Origin of the sequence: Dictyobacter aurantiacus, assembly GCF_003967515.1 — a bacterium.
GTDB lineage: Bacteria > Chloroflexota > Ktedonobacteria > Ktedonobacterales > Ktedonobacteraceae > Dictyobacter > Dictyobacter aurantiacus.
Genome location: NZ_BIFQ01000002.1, coordinates 826088 through 847999, shown reverse-complemented (window position 1 = coordinate 847999; position 21912 = coordinate 826088). Strand labels below are relative to the sequence as shown.

Annotated in this window: 16 protein-coding genes; 10 read left to right on the top strand and 6 right to left on the bottom strand. The window is 55.9% G+C overall.

The genetic code is table 11. From position 1 onward, the window contains the following. Nucleotides 1-342 precede the first annotated feature (342 nt). A complete protein-coding gene (locus KTT_RS28400; RefSeq protein WP_126601074.1) occupies nt 343-1725 on the top strand; it encodes a GH1 family beta-glucosidase in 1383 nt (460 codons plus the stop codon). Nucleotides 1726-1733: 8 nt separating this feature from the next. Here the strand turns inward: KTT_RS28400 and KTT_RS28395 are convergent, their stop codons facing one another. Together KTT_RS28395 and KTT_RS28390 are read right to left on the bottom strand one after the other, a co-directional pair. After that, nucleotides 1734-2393 (bottom strand): NUDIX hydrolase, encoded by a 660-nt coding sequence (locus KTT_RS28395; protein ID WP_126601073.1) that lies wholly within the window; start codon nt 2391-2393, stop codon nt 1734-1736. 158 nt (nt 2394-2551) lie between these two features. Beyond that, nucleotides 2552-3478 carry an EamA family transporter gene (locus KTT_RS28390; protein ID WP_218031031.1) on the bottom strand — a complete coding sequence of 309 codons (927 nt, stop codon included), beginning with the start codon at nt 3476-3478 and terminating at the stop codon, nt 2552-2554. Between the two features lie 791 nt (nt 3479-4269). On the opposite strand from KTT_RS28390, the gene KTT_RS28385 reads away from it, so the two are divergent. Together KTT_RS28385 and KTT_RS28380 are read left to right on the top strand one after the other, a co-directional pair. Further along, nucleotides 4270-5427: an FAD-dependent oxidoreductase gene (locus KTT_RS28385; RefSeq protein ID WP_126603203.1), complete on the top strand. Its 1158-nt coding sequence runs from the start codon at nt 4270-4272 to the stop codon at nt 5425-5427. A gap of 18 nt (nt 5428-5445) precedes the next feature. Beyond that, entirely contained in the window at nt 5446-5883 is a 438-nt protein-coding gene (locus tag KTT_RS28380) for a MarR family winged helix-turn-helix transcriptional regulator (RefSeq protein ID WP_126601072.1), read from the top strand. A 53-nt stretch (nt 5884-5936) separates the two neighbouring features. On the opposite strand, the gene KTT_RS28375 is transcribed toward KTT_RS28380, so the two are convergent. Next, a complete protein-coding gene (locus KTT_RS28375; RefSeq protein ID WP_126601071.1) occupies nt 5937-6941 on the bottom strand; it encodes a universal stress protein in 1005 nt (334 codons plus the stop codon). 616 nt (nt 6942-7557) lie between these two features. On the opposite strand from KTT_RS28375, the gene KTT_RS28370 reads away from it, so the two are divergent. Further along, on the top strand, nt 7558-8373 hold the full coding sequence (locus tag KTT_RS28370; protein ID WP_126601070.1) for a class I SAM-dependent methyltransferase: 816 nt from the start codon (nt 7558-7560) through the stop codon (nt 8371-8373). On the opposite strand, the gene KTT_RS28365 is transcribed toward KTT_RS28370, so the two are convergent. Then, complete coding sequence (locus KTT_RS28365) at nt 8354-8848, bottom strand: DoxX family protein (protein ID WP_218031030.1); 495 nt, start codon at nt 8846-8848, stop codon at nt 8354-8356. The genes KTT_RS28370 and KTT_RS28365 overlap by 20 nt on opposite strands. Nucleotides 8849-9081: 233 nt before the next feature. Continuing rightward, the gene (locus KTT_RS28360) at nt 9082-10380 is read right to left on the bottom strand and encodes an NCS2 family permease (RefSeq protein ID WP_126601069.1); all 1299 of its coding nucleotides are present in this window, start codon (nt 10378-10380) and stop codon (nt 9082-9084) included. A 368-nt stretch (nt 10381-10748) separates the two neighbouring features. Between KTT_RS28360 and KTT_RS28355 the strand changes: the two genes are divergently transcribed. Next, the gene (locus tag KTT_RS28355) at nt 10749-11747 is read left to right on the top strand and encodes a Na/Pi cotransporter family protein (RefSeq protein WP_126601068.1); all 999 of its coding nucleotides are present in this window, start codon (nt 10749-10751) and stop codon (nt 11745-11747) included. 183 nt (nt 11748-11930) lie between these two features. Here KTT_RS28355 and KTT_RS28350 read toward each other — a convergent pair whose 3' ends face one another. Next, on the bottom strand, nt 11931-13103 hold the full coding sequence (locus tag KTT_RS28350) for a serine/threonine protein kinase (RefSeq protein ID WP_160146183.1): 1173 nt from the start codon (nt 13101-13103) through the stop codon (nt 11931-11933). A 751-nt stretch (nt 13104-13854) separates the two neighbouring features. Between KTT_RS28350 and KTT_RS28345 the strand changes: the two genes are divergently transcribed. From KTT_RS28345 to KTT_RS28325, 5 genes are all read left to right on the top strand, one after another. Further along, nucleotides 13855-16152 (top strand): ATP-binding protein, encoded by a 2298-nt coding sequence (locus KTT_RS28345; protein ID WP_126601066.1) that lies wholly within the window; start codon nt 13855-13857, stop codon nt 16150-16152. Nucleotides 16153-16595: 443 nt separating this feature from the next. Beyond that, nucleotides 16596-17669 carry a BMP family lipoprotein gene (locus KTT_RS28340; protein ID WP_126601065.1) on the top strand — a complete coding sequence of 358 codons (1074 nt, stop codon included), beginning with the start codon at nt 16596-16598 and terminating at the stop codon, nt 17667-17669. A 337-nt stretch (nt 17670-18006) separates the two neighbouring features. After that, nucleotides 18007-19356: an ABC transporter permease gene (locus KTT_RS28335; protein ID WP_126601064.1), complete on the top strand. Its 1350-nt coding sequence runs from the start codon at nt 18007-18009 to the stop codon at nt 19354-19356. A gap of 1 nt (nt 19357) precedes the next feature. Further along, nucleotides 19358-20305 (top strand): ABC transporter permease, encoded by a 948-nt coding sequence (locus tag KTT_RS28330; RefSeq protein ID WP_235845898.1) that lies wholly within the window; start codon nt 19358-19360, stop codon nt 20303-20305. A 13-nt stretch (nt 20306-20318) separates the two neighbouring features. Then, nucleotides 20319-21905, top strand: coding sequence for an ABC transporter ATP-binding protein (locus KTT_RS28325; protein ID WP_126601063.1), 1587 nt, complete (start codon nt 20319-20321; stop codon nt 21903-21905). The last annotated feature ends 7 nt before the right edge of the window (nt 21906-21912 follow it).

Sequence of the window (21912 nt, the reverse complement as noted above, 5' to 3'; positions counted from 1 at the left end):
CTGTACCAACTTACCATAGGTGTAACTCCGGGGTACGTGAGCGCTCACGCATGAGCAGCCAGCCGCATTGATATGCTGTGTATCGCAGGTGAGCAGCAGTCAACATGAGTTGGTGCATGCGGCGCGCATCCGCGCGCCGCATGCACCAACTCAAAAAAAACCAGCGCGTTCGCGCAGCGGACACGCGTACGGGAGCGCTTACGCTCGCTAACATCACGCTCCAGAAAATGTGGTAAATTACAGGAAAGTTCCTCCTGTTTCAGGACACGGAAGTTCTTTATTTAAACTATATCGCACAGATGCTAGTAATACATGTTATGTACTGGCTTGAAGGGATTTGAGATGCAGAAGTTTGTGGATAATCATCAACTGGCCTCTTTGCTGCCGAAGGATTTTGTGTTTGGGGCGGCGACCGCTTCATACCAGATCGAGGGCGCCACGCATGAAGATGGGCGTGGCACCTCGATCTGGGATACCTTCGCGGCCACCCCCGGCAAAGTGTTTGGCGGACACACCGGGGATGTCGCCGATGATCATTATCATCGCATGCCCCAGGACGTGGAGCTGATGTCGCAGCTGGGCCTGGATGCCTATCGTTTTTCGATCGCCTGGCCGCGCATCTTGCCACAGGGTCGAGGGGATGTCAATCAGCCGGGACTGGATTTTTATGATCGCCTGGTCGATACGCTGCTGACCAAAGGTATTACGCCTTTCGCTACCCTCTATCACTGGGATATGCCCCAGAAGCTGGAAGATGCTGGTGGTTGGACCAAGCGCGAGACCGCCTATGCCTTCGCGGACTATGCTGAGGTCGTGGCGCGACGTCTGGGAGATCGCGTGGCCGGTTGGATTACCCTCAATGAGCCCTGGTGTTCAGCGTATCTTGGCTATGGCATTGGCGTGCATGCGCCGGGTGTGCGGAATCGACAGGCCGCGCTTGACGCCGCCCACCATCTCCTGCTGGCCCATGGCCTGGCCGTGCCACGCATCCGCGCCGCTGTTGCCCCTGATAAGCAGGTTGGCATTACCCTCAACGTCTATCCTGTCTATGGCGAAGACGAGCGCCTTGAGACGCTGCGCGACATGGCCCTGTTGGATTCCTTCTCCAATCGCTGGTTTCTTGATCCTCTCTTCCGAGGCCGCTATCCCGAGACCTTTTTTGCCGATATGGGGCTGAACCCTCCTCCCATCCAGGGAGATGATCTGGCGACGATCAACGTGCCAGTCGATTTCCTGGGCATCAATCTTTATTCCCGCAACCTGGTACGCGGCACGGCAGGCCAGGCGCCGCTGGCCGACGCGGTCGCGACGGTCTCCCCTGTCCCCGAAGCCTGCTACACCGATATGGCCTGGGAGATCTATCCCGACGCCCTGAAGGATATGCTGCTGCGCTTGCATCATGATTATAACGTCAAGGCGCTGTATGTGACCGAGAATGGAGCCGCCTTCAGCGATAAGTGGGATGGTAAGAGCGAGGTGGTCAGCGATCCGCGCCGCGTATCCTTCTTGCAGGAATATATTACCGCCGCCGCCGAGGCCGCTCACGAGGGAGCGCCCCTGAAGGGCTACTTCGTCTGGTCCTTGATGGATAATTACGAATGGGCCGAAGGCTATCGCAAGCGCTTCGGAGTCGTCTACGTTGATTATGAGACCCAGCGGCGCATCCCCAAAGAGAGCGTGCTCTGGTATTCCTCGCTGATCAAAGATTACCACGCCGCCCGCTAAGTGCTTTGTCAAACTTCGTTTGATGGGGTTTGCCCGCTACGCAGGCGAGATGAGGGGGGAGATTCCGGGGGCGCAGCCCCCGCTCCCCGTAGCTGCTGGGCTTGCCCCAGCCTGGGGCTGGCCGCCCCTTGCATCCCCGCTTCCCCATCAATTGCAATTTGTGTATAGGGGAGCGTAGTCGGTGGCGCGGCCTGTGGACCTTCGATCAACTTGATGATGCTGGGAACACCCGGTACGGTCTTGCCCGCAAGGAGTGTGCTGGCCAGTGTCTTTAATTCTTTGGGCCACAGGGGTAGTTGAGGAACGCTGGAGAGTGGTACCCAGGCTGGTAGGGGAAAATCGGGTCCCTCCTGCTGCAGTGGCTGATCGGGGCTGATAGGATGAGCGTAGATATGCACCTCCAGCGTGTAGCCGTACTGCATACGTTTGCGGGGACAGGGAGCATAGGTAGGATAAACCCATTCTCCCAGGAAGGCGATACTGGTAGCTTCAACCTCAAGACCGGTCTCCTCATAGACCTCGCGCGCGGCGCATTCTAGTAAGCTTTCATATGGTTCCAGCCCTCCTCCCGGCAACCTCCACGCACCCTCATCGTTTAACAATAATAGCTGATTCTCCTGCAGGACGATCACCCGCGTGCGGATATTGTCATAGACATTCTGGCTCATCCCCACTCCTTTCTCTGGCCAAATTTAAGGACGGCATGCACTGCTGCTAGTTGTACCATACCAGCGCCTGAAACGCTAGAGATAGGCCGTGGATGGATTGACCTCGCCCACCGGCCCGCTGGAAAGAGACAGGCGGGCGAGGCGAGGCCGTGAACGTGTTATGCGCTTTCCTGCTGACCGCTTTGCGGTAAGGGGCGCTTCATGGATTTGCCGGTGATGATGCGTTGTTGCGAGATGAAGATGCCGACCAGGATCAATATCACACCCATCCATTGCGTCAGGGTGACCTGTTCGTGCAGCACCAGCGTTGAGCAGGTAATCACTACCGGGAGCTCGATTGAGCCAAGAATAGAGGCCATGGCGGAACCAACCACCGGGATGCCGCGCGCGTACAGATAGAGCGGGATCACCGCGCCAAAGAGGCCTAGCAAGGCGGCGAAGATCCACAGATTCACACCGGGGAATCCATGCGCCAGAAAGAAGGGCGGCAGGGCGATAAAAGTGATGATGACCGAACCGCTCACCATCAGGGCACTGCGCAGAATGGAGGGGACCTGCGGCTCAACCCGCCCATTGACAGTCAGATTGAGGGTATAGCTGGCCGCCGCCAGTAATCCCAGGATGATACCGACCAGGCTGACATGCTCGAAGCGTAGTGCCTCGTAGCCTGCCGCCAGCACCGTCCCGATCAGGACAACTATGATGGCGATCCACTGATTGGTCGTCGGTCGTCGTCTGTCGATCAGCCAGTCCACCACAAAGCCCATCCAGACAAATTGAAAGAGCAGGATTACGCCAAAGGAGGCCGATAGCGACTGCAGGGCCAGGTAGTAGAAGACCCCGACCAGTCCACCGAAAATACCACTGGCAAGCAACTTGCCAATGCTGGCAAATGAGAGGGTGCGCAAATATTTCAATGAAGGAATGCTGCAGAGCCAGAGGCAGAGGCAGCCGAACAGGATCTGGCTATCCGTAATCTCGGCCGTTGAAAAGCCCTGGCTATAGCTGATCTTCACAATCGTCGATAGAATGCCGAAGGACGCTGCGCCTGCCAGAACCAGCAAGCTAGCGGTTAATCTCTTCAAAACGAACTTCCTCCTGTCTACAAATTCTGAAACAGGTAGAGCCGGCAGCAGCCATAACATCCCACCCATGCCCACGCGGGCACAAAAAAACAGCCCTACCCTCATAACATAGATTCAATCTAGCCAGAGTGAGCCGATACTGCCGGTCAGGAAACCCGTATTTGTTATATAAAGCACCAGAGCCATGCGTCGAATGTGTGCATGCCTGCGCTTCTCTACTCAATCCGCAACTTTAAGCGGTCCGATTATACCATCCCCACCAAATGCATGTCAACGCTACCATTCCATTCCACAACCACACGATGTTGCCGCATTATTGGGTACCAGATTTATCGTGTTTTGCCTTCCACAGGCCAGCTTTTCACAACAGTTCGAGATGAGATTACAGGTGCAGGCGCAAAAAATGCCGCCGCGAGCTTGACAATATCTTTTCTGCAGAGTATGATACTCCTATAGATTAATTAACTAAGTTGATTATCAACCTGGTAATTAATATTTTCGGTAGATGATAGATTACATTTTTTTATGAGCATGTGTCTGACTCTCACAATCATCGCCTGCGGCCTGCCTGAGGTTTCGCACCTGCGGTGCTCAGGAGCCCTTTGTATGTTGGTGTATCGGGGGCGCATCCGCGCCCCCGATACACCAACATACAAGAATGGGTTTGCGTAGCTGCGGTGCTCAACAACCAAAACCGTTGCGGCCGCATAGCGGACGCCTGTACGGGGGCGCGCAAGTGCCCCCAACATGACGGAAGTCAGACACATTTTGAATGCAAAAGGGTTACTATGATGTTGAAACAGATTACTATTATCGGCGCTGGTCTGGGCGGTCTCACCCTTGCTAGCATACTGCACAAACATGGGATCGAGACTGCCATTTACGACCTTGAAACATCACCGGATGTTCGCCACCAGGGAAGCGTCCTGGATATGCATGAGGAGTCGGGTCAGCTTGCTTTACGGAGAGCGGGGCTGTTTGAAGCTTTTCGGCAGAAGGTTGTCCCGTCGGGTGACGATATGCTTATTCTCGACAAGAATGCGACTGTTCGCTGGGAAGACCACGGGAACGGCACGCGACCAGAGATTGATCGTGGTTCGCTCCGCGACATCTTGCTCCAATCGTTGCCAACTGAGTGTATTCATTGGGGCAGCAAAGTGGCTGGTGTCGTCAAACTGGAAGCGGGAGGATATGAGGTACGATTGGCGAGTGGAGCAACGTTCACCACGGAGCTATTGATTGGCGCGGATGGTGCCTGGTCGAAAGTGCGGCCACTGCTGTCGGACGCGCAACCCACTTACCTGGGCGTCTCATTCTTTGAAACATACCTCTCTGACGCCGCTACGCGTCATCCTGTGGTTGCCGATCTGATTGGCCGGGGCTCGATGTTTGCGCTCTCTGACGAAAAGGGCCTGCTGACCCACGGCGATGGTGATGGACGGTTCACCATTTATGTCGCGCTAAAGGTGCCCGCGGACTGGATGGCCACCCATGGCATTGACGCGAACGATACCGAGGCGATCAGAGAGCAACTGCTCGGCCAATTTTCTGATTGGGACGAGCGTTTACGCGCTCTCATTGCTGAAAGTGATGCGGAATTTATTCATCGCGGCATCTATGCCTTGCCGGTTGGACATCGCTGGGGACGCATACCAGGGGTCACATTGCTTGGCGATGCCGCCCACTTGATGTCGCCGTTCGCTGGCGAGGGTGCCAATCTAGCTCTACTGGATGCCGCCGAATTGGCGGATGCTCTGCTGGCCCATCCAGATGATGTGGAAGCGGCCCTCTCGGAGTATGAAACCGCCATGTTCGCGCGGAGCGAAATCTCCGCCATCGAATCCGCCACCAACCTTGTTGACTGCTTCCGTCCCGATGCTCCTCAAAGTATGGTTGACCAGATGATGCGCTATGCTGCGCAGGAACAAACAGAAAGCACCCTTGGATGATAGAAGAAAGGCCCTAAGATGAGTAAGGAACTGCCCTTGCCCGCTCTGATCCTTCATCTCTCGCGCGATCAAGCGCGTCTCTATGAGAGGCATGTTGGGATGAGTCAATCTCGTCAGATGCTCTTGCTTGAACTGAAGCAGAACGGCGAACTAAGCCAGGCCGAACTGGTGCAGCGTCTGGGAATGGAAGGGACGCTGGTAACGCGCTTCGTTAAGCAGATGGAAGGTTCAGGATTGCTGACCCGCCGGAGCGATCCTCACGATAATCGCTTTACCCTGGTCACTCTCACCCCTGCGGGAGAGCAGATTGCCCGGCAGATGGCGGATTTCACCCATATGCTAGAGGCCCAAATTCTGGAGGGTCTCGATGAGGAGATGAGAGTAACCATCAGGCAGGGACTCGAACAGATCTATGAGAAATACGAGCAGCTGACGGCTGCTGATCCCACTGCCTAAAGATATCATGCCTGGAAGGCGTGTCTTTCCCGTACAGAAAAGCGCTATGCACGCTATGAATCTGCCAGTGTGGCTTTCCCGGTGGCCGCTGGCTGTTCTTGCATACGGATGACCAGGAGCGGCAGGTGCGTCTCTCCCAGCATGTGTTCGCTCACGTGAGAGCCAAACCAGTAGCTCAGGCCATGATTGCAGTGCGTCACCAGGGCGATGGCGCTATACCCCAGGCTGGAGTCGTCTGGTGTGCTCAATCCCTGTTCCGCCGTCTGGATAATGGTCTCAGGTACGTTGATGTCCAGCACCACCGAGGAGGTAATCTCTACCGGGATCTTCCCGCTGAGCCGCTGCTGGATGCCAGCCTTTATCTTTCTGAGATACTCCAAACTCTCGTCGATCTTGCGTTGATTGACCTCATTGGTAAGGAGCGGCTCCTGTTTATTGCCAGCATGGCGTGGTTTGACGATATGCAGCAGGTGCAGCCTGCTCACACCATCTGTTGAGAATGCCGCGCTGATCCGAGCGGCCGGGAGCAGTGCTTCTTCTGCCCCGGGGGAGCCATCCAGGGCCACCAGGATGCGGAACTGCTGTTCAGATGGCCTGCTAAATGCGGCCATATCGGCGCAGCCTTCGCGCAGGATAAAGACGGGGACTGTACTATGGCGAATTAATTCCTGTGCCAGGCTACCCAGCACCAGGCGCTTGATGCCGGTGGCGCCCCGGCTGCACATCACGATCATGTCGATGTGTTTTCTGCGCGCCAGCGATGGCAGGATCTGATTCGGCAGTCCCACCAGCAGTTCATTCTGGATCGCGATGCCGCGCAGCGTCTCTGAATAAATCACTTTCTCCAGATAGTCGGTCGCCTCGCGTACCTCCTGGTAGTAGCATTCTTCCATGGCCGGATAGCCCTCTACCAATGAGTATGGATACTCCTGAGTCGGGGCGAGTATGCGCACGACTGTGATGGTTGCTCCGTTGGCACGCGCCAACCTGGCGGCCACTGGTAGAGCCTCTTCCGCACAGGTTGATCCATCCAATGGCACAAGTATATGCTGCAGCATAGTTATTTCCCCTTAGTCTCCTGATGGTACCTTGTATGTGTTTTTAGCATAGAGGGGTGGCCTCACAAGGAGGTCTCCACTTCTTCTCCATAGGTCACATTCCCATCACAATGAACTTGTGCATTTGCGCCTTCGGCCCCTGACTCTACGCGCCTACGGCGCTCAGCCATATTTAATGAGGAGGAGTTGGTGCAACACAGTGGGTGGCGCGTCCGCGCCACCCACTGTGTTGCACCAACTCCTCCTCATTAAAAAAGAGAGTGGTGTACCAACTCCTCATAAAGTATGGAAAATCCACATTCAATACATTATTGATGCCATTACGGCATCGGATTTTTCCAAATTTGGTATTAGACATATCACCACGTGGATCCTATACTCTTTGTATGGGGTCATATGGCGGCGATGCCTTTCAATAGAGAGGAGAAAAGAGGAAACGGACCCTCAAAAGAGACGAGAGCACCGTAGGTTCGGCCCTTGCGGCCGATTTCCCGCTGGTGTACGTCCATGTCGGTCGTAGGTTCGGCCCTTGCGGCCGATTTTCTCTCCTTAAGGATACAGGCGGGTAATTAAAAATGGGAGAGTCACAAACCACAATAGGAAGAGGTATATAGGTATGACACAGCATTCGACCAATGGGGATGGATCTCAGTTGGAGGGGCAGGAGAAGAACCAGTTGATTCGGCAGCGCTTTGGGGCGGTAGCTGGCGCCTATGTTGGTAGCACGGTCCACGCGCAGGGACCCGACCTGCCGTGGCTGGTGGAGGCGGCGGCTTTAGATGGGAGCGAGACGGTGGTAGATCTGGCAACAGGGGCCGGACACGCCGCTTACGCCCTGGCCCCGTTCGCGCGCGAGGTGATCGCGCTCGATTTTACCGTGCCCATGTTGGAGGCATCTGAGAAGCGGGCCCAGGAACTGAACCTCAACAATATCCATTTTGTCGAGGGCGACGCTCATGCCTTGCCCCTGATGAACCAGAGTGTGGAGGTGCTGGTCTGTCGACTGGCCGCCCATCACTTCACCGATGTGGCCCTGGCTGTACGCGAATGGGCGCGTGTCCTCAAGCCGGGCGGCAAACTGCTCTTGATCGATTCCATCGGCGCCGAAGATCCGGTCGTGGATGAATACGTGAATGAGATTGAAGTTCTGCGCGATCCTTCGCATGTGCGCAATCATAGCGTTTCCGCCTGGCTGGATCTGCTCAAACAGGCTGGCATCGAAGGTCGCCACCAGCGTACCTGGGGTATCCACATGGATGTGCCCACGTGGACGCAGCGCCAACGTACGCCTGCTCCCAATGTCGAGCGCATCCTCCATCTCTTCGCTACGGCAACCCCCGAGGCGCGCTCCTACCTCAACATCGAACAGGATAATGACGGCGTCTACACCTTCGATCTGCCCGCCGCCCTTATCACTGGTATTCGGGTTTAAGCGCAGACATTACTTTTTGTGCTTTCAGGCGTTGGTAGAGCAAGGCATCCAGGGACCAGCTACCGGCGCCTGAAATGATCAGGGCCACGACCAGGCCAGCGGCGAGGATGAAGTACTCGATTCCTTCGCCTCGCTGCTGGCCTGTCCAGTTCATAAAAAAGCCATTGCGCAGATGAACGGTAGCAACGGCCACCACGAATATACATGCCAGTCCCAGGGCCGCCAGGCGTGTCAGCAGTCCTACCAGCAGGGCTAGCGGCGCCAGAAACTCGGTAAAAATGGCCAGCAGCGCCAGCGCAAGGGGAATATGCAACCCATGCGTGAATCCGTTCAGCGTGGCTGGAAAACCATAACCACCGAACCATCCCAATACTTTTTGCGATCCATGCACGATAAAGACGGTGAACAATGCCAGGCGCACTACCAGCAGGCTGGCCGCTACCATCGGACTCGTGGGTGGACTAAACAATCTCATCCCCGGCTCCCTTCTTCTCATCTCTAATCGGAAGCCTCCCTGCTCATCAACCACCTTCCCTGAACGGCGCCAAAAGAACCTATCGACGCCTTGCCACTATTTGATGCTTTACCATACATTATAATCGCTTATTTGATCTTTCCAAATTACAAATAAAAGCGGCGAAAACCCGTAGGTTCGGCCCTTGCGGCCGATTTTGCCCCCCCGGCCGATTTTACCCCTTTTGTGCGACGTCAACGTGGCGTTAATAAGAATTGGATCAGGAAGAGGACGGCGAAAATGTAGACCAGCGGATGTACTTCGCGCCAGCGACCACTGACCAGCTTGGGGAGTGGATAGAAGATGAAGCCCAGCGCGATACCGTCGGCGATACTTGAGGTCAGGGGCATGATCAGGATGGTGATGAAGGCCGGGAATGCCTCTTCGAATTTGTCCCACTGGATGTATTGTACCTGTCCCACCATCAACGAGCCGACGATGACCAGCGCGGGTCCCGTAATGGCGGCGACCCCTGAAATGGCGCTGACCAGCGGGCTAAAAAAGGCTGTGAGGATAAACAGGATCGAGACGATTAAGGTGGTCAAGCCGGTGCGCCCGCCCACAGCGACGCCGGCGGCCGACTCGATATAGGCGGAGGTCGGACTGGTACCGAAGATCGAGCCGATCAGGGTCGCGATCGAGTCCGAGACGAAGGCGCGATCGGCACGCGGCAGCGTATTTCCCTCCATCAGTCCCGCCTGCCGGCTTACACCGAGCACGGTGCCAGTCGTGTCAAAGATGGTTACCAGCACAAACGAAAAGATGGCCCCATAGAGTCCATAGTGGATCGTGTCGGCCACGGCGTTGACGGGATTGTAGGCCAGCAGTCCCTCTGGCAGCGTGGGGAGCGCGACTACCCCATGGAAGGCCAGCTGTCCGGTGATGAGTGAGATGATGGTGATGAAGACGATACCGATGAAGATCGCTCCCGGCACATTGAGGAACATCAGGATCACGGTGAATACCAGCCCCAGCAATGCCAGCAGTACCTTACCCGAGTGCAGATCACCCAGAGCCACCAGGTCGGTGGGATCGGCCTGTACGATGCCGGTCAGGCGCAGGCCGATGAAGGCGATAAAGAGGCCGATACCCGCTGTGATCGCGTGCTTGAGATTTTCGGGAATCGCCTCGATCAGGCGTGAACGCAGAGGGGTCAGGGAGAGCAATACAAAGATGATGGCCGCCAGGAAAACGGCCGAGAAGGCCACATGATAATTGATTCCCTGATGGCCCCGCGTCACCGAATAGGCGAAATAGGCATTCATCCCCATTCCGGGCGCGATCGCGATCGGGTAGTTGGCGTAGAGCGCCATCAAGAGCGTTCCTACCACCGTCGCGATGATCGTCGCCGTAAACGCCTGCTGAAACGGCACTCCCGCCGCCCCCAGTACAATCGGATTGACCACGGAGATATACGCCATCGTAACGAACGTCGTTACCCCGGCCAGCACCTCTCGCTGCACAAAGGTCCTGGTAATTTTTGCACCGAACATGAAAAACCCCTGATAAACACAAACATCTGTCAACCTGCCAGATGGAACCGGAAAGAAAATTTGCAGCTTGATTGTATGCCATCTTAGAACGAGACGGCAAGGACATGCATTAGCTTTTCTTAGTTTTGTAGGCGTTGATGCGACACGGGGAAGGGATGCATCCCTTCCCCGTGTCGCATCAACGCCTACAAAACTATTTATTATAAATTTATAATCGATAAAGAGACAGATTCTATTTTTGATGGTTATTATAATAAATTCTAAGGCTTATCTGGCCGAGGTCGTGATTGGTTACGCACTGACGAGAGCAATACAACGCTGTTGTTGTATTGGACCCCGTTCTTCTGCGATGGTGTGGGGAGGGGAAGATGATCCTAATCTTGCACGTTACCCTGGCTTTGGGAAAATTTTGGACGGGGGTGGTGCTCGTGCTTTATGGAGTACGGCTGATCACCGAGGCGGTACAACATCTAGCGGATACCCATGTGCGTAAAAGACTAACCTCTCTGATGCGCTATCCCGTTATCGCTCTGGTCCTGGGGATGATGGCGACCACGTTGATGCAGAGCTCCAATGCCATGTCCTCCTTGCTGGTAGGATTTGTGAGTGCGGATCTCCTTTCGCTTTCGGAGGCCATCGCGGTGCTGCTGGGGTCAAATATCGGCTCCACGCTGGCCGTGCAATGTATCTCTCTGCATCTCACGGACCATGTATTTATATTTATCGGTATCGCTGCTACGCTTGCGCTCTGGACCCATCGCACCCCCTATCGTTATCTGGGACGCCTCTGTTTCGCCTTTGGGTTGATCATGTTCGGTTTATCGGAACTGGTAACGGCGAGCGCCCCCCTTATCACCTATCCGGTCATCATTATGATATTGCAGGCTCTGGCGTCCGTGCCGATCGTGCTTTTTGTCTGCGGTGCGCTTCTCACTATATTACTAAATTCCAGTACGGCGTTCATTGGGCTGGTGATCATGCTGGCTACGACCGGGGCTATCCCCACCTCCGCTGCCCTGGCCCTGATGCTGGGGGCGAACGTTGGAACTACCGTGATGGCCCTACTCCTGGCGATGCATGAAGGAACCATAACGGGACGCCGCCTGGCTGTGGTCCATTTCGGCACCAAACTTGCTGGTGCGCTGATGGCCTTGATCTGGCTCATTCCGCTGACCGACATGCTCTCGCGTCTCTGGACCAACGGCGGCACCCGTGTGGCCATGGCCCACCTTGGCCTCAACATCCTGATCGCGCTCTTCTTCTTTCCCCTGATCTGCACGATAGAACGCCTGATGCAGCGCTGGATGCCTGAACCTCCCGCGCTAAAAGACACGCCGCTGGTTCAACCTAAAGTATTACCAACATAAAAGAGCTCTAAGCATGAGTCTTACTCCCTCATAGTGGGGTACGTGAGCGCCCTCGCACAGGCATCCGCGTGCACGGCCGCACTGGTTGTGTGTAGGTGCAGCAGGGGCGCTTCCGCACCCCTGCTGCACCTATACAACGCTGAATCATCTGAATCGTCTGAATGGGATGATATCCTCTATTGGCTACTTCTTGTTGCCGTGCGAACCCCTGGGACCGTTCTGTGCTTTATGCGTTGCTGGTGTCTGGATTGATTGTGCTTGCGATACCGCTGTGGCCGTCTGATGCATGGATGAACTGGCGGTCGCGGTTGGTCGCGTGTTATGTCCCGGTTGCTTAGGGCCAGCGTTATGGGATGAGGCGTGAGTCAAGAGCAAAATGAGGATCACGATGGCGACCAGAGCCGCCCCGGCGATCCAGATCAGACGCGATCCCTTCAATGCATTAGACTTTTGTGCTGGCGCCGTGGAAGCTGGCATCACCTGGATCGTGGGGAGGTTTTGCAGTGAACTGTGCTGCACGTTCGCTACCGGTTCAGGCGCGGCATTCACCTGGTACGCCTGGCGGAAGGCGTTGGCAAGCGCCTTTGGCGTGCGAAAGCGACGCATGGGATCTTTCTCTAGCGTCTGCAGGATGACGCGCTCAACGTCAGGCGTAATGGCCTGATTTAGTTGTGAGGGAGGCGATGGTTGCTCGCGGAGATGCTTCATGACGATGTTGACCGGATTGGTTCCCCTGAACGGGACGCTCCCGGTGACCATCTGATATAGCAGCACCCCCAGGGCATAGATATCGCTGGCCGGCGTAGCCGACGCTTCGACCAGTTCGGGCGCCATATACTCCGGCGTCCCGATCAGGAAGCCGGAACGCGTCAGGCTATAGTTGTCCTCGATGCTCTTCACCAGGCCAAAATCTGTCAGGTAGGCATAATTTCCATCGCGCAACAGGACATTTGAGGCCTTGATATCGCGATGCAGCATGCCATGCTCATGGGCGAATTGCAGGGCACTGGCCACCTGGAACAGGATATTGCTCGCCTCCGCCAGCGGCAGGGGACCCTCGGCCACGCGGCGGCTGAGCGTCCCATACTCAATATAGGGGGAGACCATATAAGCCCACTGTTCGTATTCGCCATGATCAAGGACTGGCAGGATGTGCGGATGGTGCAACTGCACCATCGCGCGCGCCTCGCGTCGGAAGCGTTCATAATATTCGCCGGCGCTGCGCCTGACCATCTTCATAGCCACTATGTCCTGGTTACGCTGATCTCGTGCCAGATAAACCTCTGACATCCCCCCTTTGGCGAGACCGCGTTCTATATAATAATTGCCGATCGTTTTATGTACAAGCTCTTGCATGAGCATTATAGACTCCTTGCATTCCTGCGTAAGTGAGAGATGAATTATAGAAGGTATACGTATATATCGTGGTTTTTGGTCGCATTTGTCTGGTTCAATGAGTAGTGTATGAGAATATAGTAACCATGGATGAATAGCTTTGACCGTTATTTAGGCCAGATACGTCTGAATCATAGCGATGAGAGAAATAGAGGGTATGTAATCCCTCAGTGGTATCTGGCAGAATAATGTATCCTTATCATATCCCCCGGCAGCCGGGTTTCGCAAGCATATATGACCGCCCTTTTTCATTTTCGCCCATAATGATGAAGGCTGAAAAGAAGCATGAAGGACACACACAACGTTCGTCAATGCTCCATATATCTCACCAGGAGGCAAGCTCATTGCAGTTGTGATTAAGTATGGTTATACTTGATCATAATGATATAAGTTTGCACATCCTTTTGTAGAGGTAGCGCTGCCAGACAGAGAGCCTATGCCTACACAACCAACTGGGGCACTGTGGCCCCATACATCGCAGGATATATAGGGAGTCAAGAGACGCGATTTGATCTCCTTTTGTCGTCGCTGCTGGAAAATCTGATTTCTTCCATCCATACCTTGTAGGTTCGGCCTGCGCGGCCGAGAGTATTTTTTTCAAGCGACACACTGACATGTTGCCACAGCAATATCTCCGGTTGCTGGCGCGGCGTGGCTAAGAAGCTCTGTCTGGCTGTTTAGATATCCGGTACAAGGAACTATTTTATATATTATGAATGTAGAACAGCCGTTCCCTGAAGAACCAAAGCGCAAGATTTTCGCATTCGGTCGCGTGTTCTCCGCGTGCTTGCAGACTAGCGTTTTGTATAAAAAGATGGAGAAGTATCTGCGCAGGCAGCTACGTTCTCAGACGTTTGCACCCGCCTTTTTGCCTGCCAGCCTGCAAAAACCGATCGCGGGCTATCTGATAGCCCTCATCAGCCAGTCGCTGGTGGTGGTGGGGATGACATCGGTGATGCAGCGTTTCGGCAACTTCCGCTTTCTGGAGGCGCCGACTCTGCTGGTGGGCCTGCTGATTACTCTGGGATGGGGGGTGTTGCCGGGTCTGCTGGCGATCCTGATCGGTACTGGTTGGACCGTCTACCTGGCCTTGCCGGCCTTCTTCCCTTTCTTACGCGCCTACACTGAGGATATTACCAGTGCCATCTTCTATCTGGCGGTGGGCGCCACTCTCTGTGTCGTTGCCAGTCAGACGCAGCGTGCGCGTCTGCGGGCCGAGCAACTGGCTAATCGTCTGCGTACCTCTGAGCAGGACGCGGCCGAGCGGGCTGGACAACTGGAGGCGGTGTATGAAGCGATGGTCGATGGCGTCATCCTCTATGATAGCGTTGGACATATCGTGCGCATGAACGCGGCCTATCGACGTATGCTGGCGCTGGATCTTGATTCCTCCCATGTGTTGCTGACGCCCGAGCAACGGGGCCAGTCGCTGCATATTCGTGATGAAAAGGGGCAGCTATTGCGCGCGGATCAGATGCCGGTGCAGCGTGCCCTGGGGGGCGAAGTGTTTACCTCCACGAATTCCATGGATATTCGGGTTCACGCCCTGGATGGACGCGATGTGCAGCTAAACATTACGGGCTCGCCTCTCTATGATCATATGGGTAATCTGACGGGTGGTGTATTGATCTTTCGTGATGTCACTGAACGCCGTTCCCTGGAACGTAAGACGCAGCAAGCCCTGACTTCGCTCCTGTCGCTGGCCGAGGAGCTGGTGCAGACGCCAGTGTCTGACTCCTCTTTGAGCTCCAGTCGTCCCTCTGCCTCTACGACGATCGCTTACCGCCTGCTCGAACATATCGGTTTGATCACCGGCAGTACGCGCAGTGGTCTGACCCTGGTCGATCAGGCGACCAGCACGGTTTTTCCGGTGGCGGCCATCGGCCTGTCCGCAGATATGCAGCAGAAATGGTTGGAGCAGCGCCAGGATTATTCAGTGGAGCAGTTGTTGCAAAATCCGGTCATCGGATCCATCCTGCGCACGCGTGATATCGGTATATTAGATTATACGCAGCCGCCGTTGAGCAGTGCCGTCAATACCTTTGGCATTTCACAGGCCGCGGTGGCCCCGATGTATATTGAGGACCGACTGGTGGGTTTTCTCTTTGCCGATCATGGCGGCGAACCCCATACATATGCTAAATCTGAGCTGGCTTTACTCAAGGCTGTATCTGAATTGACCGTTCTGGTGCTGGAGCGCGAGCGGCTGGTGGCTGATCAGGCGGAGGCGCAGGCCAACATATTGGCGGCACGCGAGGCCAATGCGATGATGGAGGAGTTCCTGGGCATCGCGGGCCACGAACTGCGCACGCCGCTGACTACGATCAAGGCCAGCGTCCAGCTGGCGCAGCGGCAGACGCTGCGCCTGGCGAGCCGGTCCCGGTCGCTCGATCCTCAACTTTTACAGGGTATCAATGCCGTGCGTGACCTGCTGAATCGGACCGAGAGGCAGATTGGTACGCAGAGCCGTCTGATCAATGATCTACTGGACGTGTCGCGTATTCAGATCGGCCACCTGGATTTGCAGCCTGATCTGCAGGACCTGGCCCTTCTCGTGCGGCAGGTGGTTGAGGACCAGCGCCTGCTGAATCCAGACCGTCGCATTGAGCTGGACCTGCCCGCGACCAGAGAGCTACTGGCGATCGTGGATACTGATCGTATCCGCCAGGTCGTCAGCAATTATCTATCAAACGCTCTCAAGTATTCCGAGGCTGATCAGCCCGTGTCTGTACAGGTAACCCATGATATACCTTCAAAAATTGTGCGTGTGGCTGTTAGCGATTCTGGCCCCGGCTTGACTGAAGCCCAACAACAGCGTATCTGGGAACGCTTCTATCGCGTTCCCGGCATTGATGTGCGCACTGGCTCAGGCGTCGGCCTGGGGCTGGGCCTGCATATTAGCAAAATGATCATTGAGCGCCTGGATGGTTCGGTCGGCATCGATAGCGCTCCCGGCCAGGGTTCCACCTTCTGGTTCACCCTGCCACTGGAGGCCGTGCTGGACAAATAACACGAATATCTTTTTTCATCCACAATTTGCTATAGTAGATTGTGAGAAATATACACATCCTTACGTATATATCTATTGGAAATGGCGAATCTCCCGATCTGTGTTCACAACCGCCGTCGGACGCATGCACTACATATGTGTTGCGCCGAGCATGGTGGCTGGTGGTAGAATATGGTCATTACCGGGTGACTAGCCTTATTCCTGCAGGGCAGACATATAGCGCAGCACAATTGTATGTCTGATCTGTTATCGGCTGTTAGGATTTATAAAGTAACAGAAACACCTCTTTTGCCGGCTAGCGTGTTCGGCATGGTATGGTAAAGAGCGTTTGTTTTCATCTCTTTATAGAGACAACGTACGGGCGTTGCTGGCGCGTTGTACGTATATATGACATTATTTTTTTTCGCAATCTCTTTGGAGAGCAAAGAAAGGATCCTACCTCTATGAGAAGGTCTGGCATTCCGAGCCTGCTTGTCTCGCTACTCGTTTTATGCGGCATCATGCTATCCGCCTGTGGTGGTAGCTCGCCCTCTACCTCAACCGGTGGCGGCAACTCTACTTCGTCCGCCCCGAAGTCTGTGACTCTGGTTACCGACATTGGCGGTCTTAATGATCAGAGCTTCAACCAGTCAGCTTATGTTGGTTACACCAAAGCGATGGGTGAGCTGAAGTTCCGCCGCCAGGTCATCGAATCAAAGTCTCAGAACGACTATGTTGGTAACCTGACTCGTGCCGCCCAGACTTCTGATCTGGTGATCGGTGTTGGTTTCTTGATGGCTACCGCCATGGACCAGGTCGCGAAGGCCAACCCGACCAAATCCTTTGCTCTGATCGATGCCTGTCCTTCAGATGCCAAGGGAAACTGCGATCCTTTGAAAAATGTTGCTCCCCTGTACTTTAAAGAGCAGCAGGCCGGCTGTCTGGCTGGCGTGGTTGCCGGTGAGATGGAGACGCTGGGCAAGAGCAAGGCCAGCAAACTGCTGGGTAACAACACCATTGGCGCCGTTGGCGGTCAGTCCATTCCTCCTGTCGATCACTATATCGCTGGCTATCAGTTCTGTGCCAAGAAGGTTGACCCCAAAGTTACCGTCAAGGTAAACTACTCGAATTCCTTCGACAATACCGCTGCGTGTCAGGATATCGCCAATAACCAGATCGGCGCCTCTAAAGCTGACATCATCTTCCAGGTGGCCGGTGGTTGTGGTGTTGGTGCCCTGCAGGCTGCCAAGGCTAAAGGCGTTTACAGCATCGGTGTGGACAGCGACCAGTCTCATGTGAACGATAGCGTGATCACCAGCGCCGTTAAGCGCGTCGATCAGGCCGTCTACATCACCATCAAAAATTTCGAGTCTGGCAAATTCAGCAACAATCCTGCTCCTTTCGACCTCACCAATGACGGCGTTGGCTATGCTCCCCTGAGTAGCCAGGTTCCTGCCGAAGTGAAACCAGTCGTCGACAAGTACATCCAGGATATCAAATCGGGTGCCCTGCAGGTACCAGACACCGTCCAGAAGTAGGCCAGGCATCTGAAATCACCGTAGAAGTGGCATGGCTGGCGCTGACTTTTTCTCCCTATCCACGGCTAGAAATGTTGGCGCTCCATCCTTCTGCGGTGATGTTTTGTTTGATGGGAAAGCGGGCGGCGAGCCCCTCCTGCCGGAGGATTGGAGGTGTCCCCTCTTCTCCCCTCTACGGTTGCAAGCTGGAGGTGCAGGAGGGCGGCGAGCCCTCCTGCCGGGGGTCTGGGGGTGTCCCCCAACTCCCCCTCTCCCTCCCGCCGCAGGCGGGAGCACATGAGGTATAATTTCTTCACTACCATTTATCTTTTTTTGTATTGCGCGCAGGAGGAGCCATATGGCAACGCCAACAGTGCAGCGCAGGACTTCGGCTCCTGCGTCACGGTTAGCCAGGTGGATGCGAGCGTTCAGGGCCGCGCTGGGGCGGCCGCTGATCGCGATTCTGGTCGCCTTTGTGCTGGGTGGGATCATCGTGATGATTACCACGCCGGGCCCACTGGATAACCGTTTTATTACAGCCGTTTCAAGCTACTATTATCTTGTATTGGGATCCTTTGGGAGCATTCAAAGTATCTCTTTTACCCTGGCCAAGGCGACCCCGCTGATCTTCGCGGGCCTGGCGGTGGCTATCGCCTTTCGCGCGGGACTCTTTAATATCGGCGCGGCCGGCCAGTTAACGGTTGGTTCGATGGCCGCTGGCGCGATTGCTCTGCGTATGCCGAACATGCCCGGCTGGGTGCTGGTGCCGCTGATGCTGCTGGCCAGTATCGTGGCCGGTGGTATCTGGGGCGGAATCGTCGGAGTGTTGAAGGCCTGGCGCGGCGCACACGAGGTGGTAACCTCGATCATGTTGAACTGGGTGGCGTTCTATTTTTGTGCTTACCTGGTTGAGGGTCCTTTCCAGGCTCCCAAGCTGTCGCAGCAGACGCTGCCGCTGCCCGCCCAGGCAACCATCCCATCGCTGGCCGTATTCTATAACCAGACATTGGGGAGCTTTCTGCCGCAGATCCCTGAGCCTGCCCAGTATACCGTTGATGTCGGCCTGCTCTTTGCCTTTATCGCCCTGGTCTTCTACTGGTTCATCACGGCGCGTACCACCTTTGGTTATGAACTGCGCGTGATCGGTCAGAATCCGAAGGCCGCTCGCTACGCGGGCATCTCGGTCAAGAAGAACATTATTATGGCTATGGTGCTGGCGGGCGCCTTCGCCGGTCTGGCCGGCTCGGTGCGCTTGATGGGCCAGGCTCCCTACCAGTTGATCAGTTCGGCCTTCGCCACTGATTCGACCGGCTTTGATGCCATCGGTGTCGCTCTGCTGGGGCGCACGACCTCAATAGGTGTCTTGCTGGCCTCGCTGCTCTTCGGCGGTCTGCAGGAGGCGGGCCCCTATTTACAGGGATATGTTAATGTGCCCGGCGATATCATTACGATTATGCAGTCGCTGGTCCTGTTTAGTATCGCGGTCGAGTACCTGCCTTCATTCCAGCGTTTCATCCCCAATTTCCTGTCCAGAAGCTCCAAACCTGCCCTGGTTCCAGGGGTGATTGATGTGAAAACACCAGATATGCCCGCAGACGGCACTGTTACGTCCGGATCGGGGTCAGCGGATACGAGTGGTAATGAAGCAACAGGCGCGGGTGCCGAAACGGCGGGTTCAGCTCGCGCACCCCTGGGTCAGGAGGAATAGCGTGTTTTTCCAGATATTAATGAGGGTTTTACTATCGTCCGATTTCTGGCAGGCGGCCCTGCAATTTGGGGCCTTGCTCCTGCTTCCGGCCCTGGGTGGCCTGATATCGGAGCGCAGCGGCGTCATCAATATCGCCCTGGAAGGGTTGATGCTGATCGGTGCCTATGTTGGTGTAATGATGGCGATCGCCACCAACAATGTCTGGCTGGGTTTGCTGGGCGCGATGATCGCTGGTGGCTTGTTGGCCCTGGTACACGCCATCGTCTCGATCCACTTTATGGCTAATCAGACCGTCAGCGGCATCGCCATCAATCTGGCGGCGCTGGGTTTAACGAATTTCCTGCTTCCCATTCAGACGCAGGGACAGGGTGTGAAGGCACTGGGTGATGCGCTGCGCCTGCCTCAGCTGCACTGGGGGCCGCTGGCGAACATCCCCTTTATCGGTCCGGTGCTTTTCCAGCAAAATATCATCTTTTACCTGGCCCTGCTTATCCTGGTTGGCATCCATTTCCTGCTCTTCCGCACCAACATCGGACTGCGCATCCGGGCCGTCGGTGAGCATCCGCATGCAGCTGATACCGCCGGCGTCAATGTGCGCCTGATCCGCTACCTGTGCGTCGTGAGCAGCGGCCTGCTCTCAGGTATTGCTGGAGCATTCCTGTCGCTGGGTATCGCCGGTATCTTCAACCAGAATATGACCGCCGGACAGGGCTATATCGCCCTGGCGGCTATGATCTTCGGTAAGTATACGCCGTTCGGTGCCGCCGGAGCGTGTCTGATCTTCGGCATCGGAGAAGCTTTGAGCTCACGCCTGCAGGATACCGGAGTCTCGGCCAATCTGCTCAGCATCTTGCCGTATGTGTTGACCCTGATCGCCCTGGTGGGCCTGGTTGGCCGCACGATAGCGCCCGCCGCCGATGGCATACCTTACGAGCCAGCATCAGAGTAGAAGGGATAGATCCATGCAAGAGAGTACTGTAGCTGATCGCCGCGAGGAGGTTTCGACCCCCTACGCGGTGGAGATGCGCGATATCTATAAAGCCTGGCCAGGTGTGGTGGCGAGCAACCACGTTAACCTGCTGGTGAAGAAGGGCGAGATCCACGCTTTAGTGGGCGAGAATGGCGCCGGTAAGTCGACGCTGATGAATATCCTCTATGGCATCGTCAAGCCTGATAGCGGCGAGGTGCGCATCAACGGCCAGCCGGTCCAGATCTCGGGACCACGTGACGCGATCCGCCTGGGCATCGGTATGGTGCACCAGCACTTTATGCTGATCCCGCCCTTAACCGTGGCCGAGAATATCGTGCTGGGACACGAACCCGGCGGTCTGCGCGCGACCTATGATCGCCAGCGTGCGCGCAAAGAAATTAAGAATCTGAGTGCGCAGTATGGCCTGCCCATCGACCCGGATCTGCGCATTGAGCAGCTTTCCGTGGGACAGCAGCAGCGCGTCGAGATCCTTAAGATGCTCTATCGCGGCGCCGACATCCTGGTGATGGATGAGCCCACGGGCGTCTTGACCCCGCAGGAGACCGATGAGCTGTTCGTGGTGCTGCGCGACCTGGTCAAGCAGGGGAAGACGATCATCTTTATCACCCACAAGCTGCGCGAGGTGCTGTCCGTGACGGACTCGATTACCGTCCTGCGCCGTGGACAAAACGTGGGAGAACTGGTGACGAAGGAGACCAATCAGCGCGAGATTGCCCGCGCCATGGTGGGACGTGACGTGCTGCTGCGCGTCGAGAAGTCACCCGCCAATCCAGGTCCCGTGGTTTTGCATGTGCAGGATCTTGAGGCGAAATCGGACCGTGGTCTGCCGATTCTGCGCGACGTGAGCTTCGATGTGCGCGCCGGTGAGATCCTGGGCATCGCTGGCGTCGAGGGCAACGGCCAGACCGAACTGGTGGAGGTACTGACGGGTATGCGTAAGCCGTCGAGTGGCCTGGTTACCATGACCCCCGTCGTCGATGGTAAGCCCGGTCGGGCGCGCGATATCACCGAGATGGGCGCGCGCGGCGTACGTATCGCCGGCATGTGCCACATCCCCGAAGATCGACGCGAGAGCGGCCTGGTGATCACCGAGTCCATCGAGGATAACTCTATTCTGGGTCGCCATCGCTGGAGGCAGTTCGCCTGGCGCGGCATGGTGCTGCAGCTTAAGAACATTGCTAGCTGGGCCGAGAAGCTGATCAAAGAGTTCGATGTACGCACCCCCTCGGCCACGGCTGCCATGCGTACACTCTCCGGAGGTAACCAGCAGAAGCTGATCATCGCCCGCGAGCTGAGCACCGATCCCATCGTGCTGGTCGCCTCGCAGCCCACGCGCGGTGTCGACATCGGCGCCATCGAGTTCATCCACCGCCAATTGATCGAGCAGCGTGACGCCGGCAAAGCTGTCCTGCTCGTCTCGGCCGAACTCGACGAGATCCGCTCCCTCTCTGACCGCATCGCCGTTATGTACGAGGGCCAGATCGTCGATATCGTCTCATCAGACGCTACCGAAGAGGAGCTCGGTATCCTCATGACCGGCGGCCATCACGAAGTTTAGGGAGTGT

Coding starts and splice junctions, on each gene's coding strand:
- KTT_RS28400 (WP_126601074.1), top strand. CDS start 343: ATGCAGAAGTTTGTGGATAATCATCAACTGGCCTCTTTGCTGCCGAAG.
- KTT_RS28345 (WP_126601066.1), top strand. CDS start 13,855: ATGAATGTAGAACAGCCGTTCCCTGAAGAACCAAAGCGCAAGATTTTC.
- KTT_RS28370 (WP_126601070.1), top strand. CDS start 7,558: ATGACACAGCATTCGACCAATGGGGATGGATCTCAGTTGGAGGGGCAG.
- KTT_RS28340 (WP_126601065.1), top strand. CDS start 16,596: ATGAGAAGGTCTGGCATTCCGAGCCTGCTTGTCTCGCTACTCGTTTTA.
- KTT_RS28365 (WP_218031030.1), bottom strand. CDS start 8,848: ATGAGATTGTTTAGTCCACCCACGAGTCCGATGGTAGCGGCCAGCCTG.
- KTT_RS28385 (WP_126603203.1), top strand. CDS start 4,270: ATGTTGAAACAGATTACTATTATCGGCGCTGGTCTGGGCGGTCTCACC.
- KTT_RS28395 (WP_126601073.1), bottom strand. CDS start 2,393: ATGAGCCAGAATGTCTATGACAATATCCGCACGCGGGTGATCGTCCTG.
- KTT_RS28355 (WP_126601068.1), top strand. CDS start 10,749: ATGATCCTAATCTTGCACGTTACCCTGGCTTTGGGAAAATTTTGGACG.
- KTT_RS28325 (WP_126601063.1), top strand. CDS start 20,319: ATGCAAGAGAGTACTGTAGCTGATCGCCGCGAGGAGGTTTCGACCCCC.
- KTT_RS28380 (WP_126601072.1), top strand. CDS start 5,446: ATGAGTAAGGAACTGCCCTTGCCCGCTCTGATCCTTCATCTCTCGCGC.
- KTT_RS28350 (WP_160146183.1), bottom strand. CDS start 13,103: ATGCAAGAGCTTGTACATAAAACGATCGGCAATTATTATATAGAACGC.
- KTT_RS28335 (WP_126601064.1), top strand. CDS start 18,007: ATGGCAACGCCAACAGTGCAGCGCAGGACTTCGGCTCCTGCGTCACGG.
- KTT_RS28375 (WP_126601071.1), bottom strand. CDS start 6,941: ATGCTGCAGCATATACTTGTGCCATTGGATGGATCAACCTGTGCGGAA.
- KTT_RS28360 (WP_126601069.1), bottom strand. CDS start 10,380: ATGTTCGGTGCAAAAATTACCAGGACCTTTGTGCAGCGAGAGGTGCTG.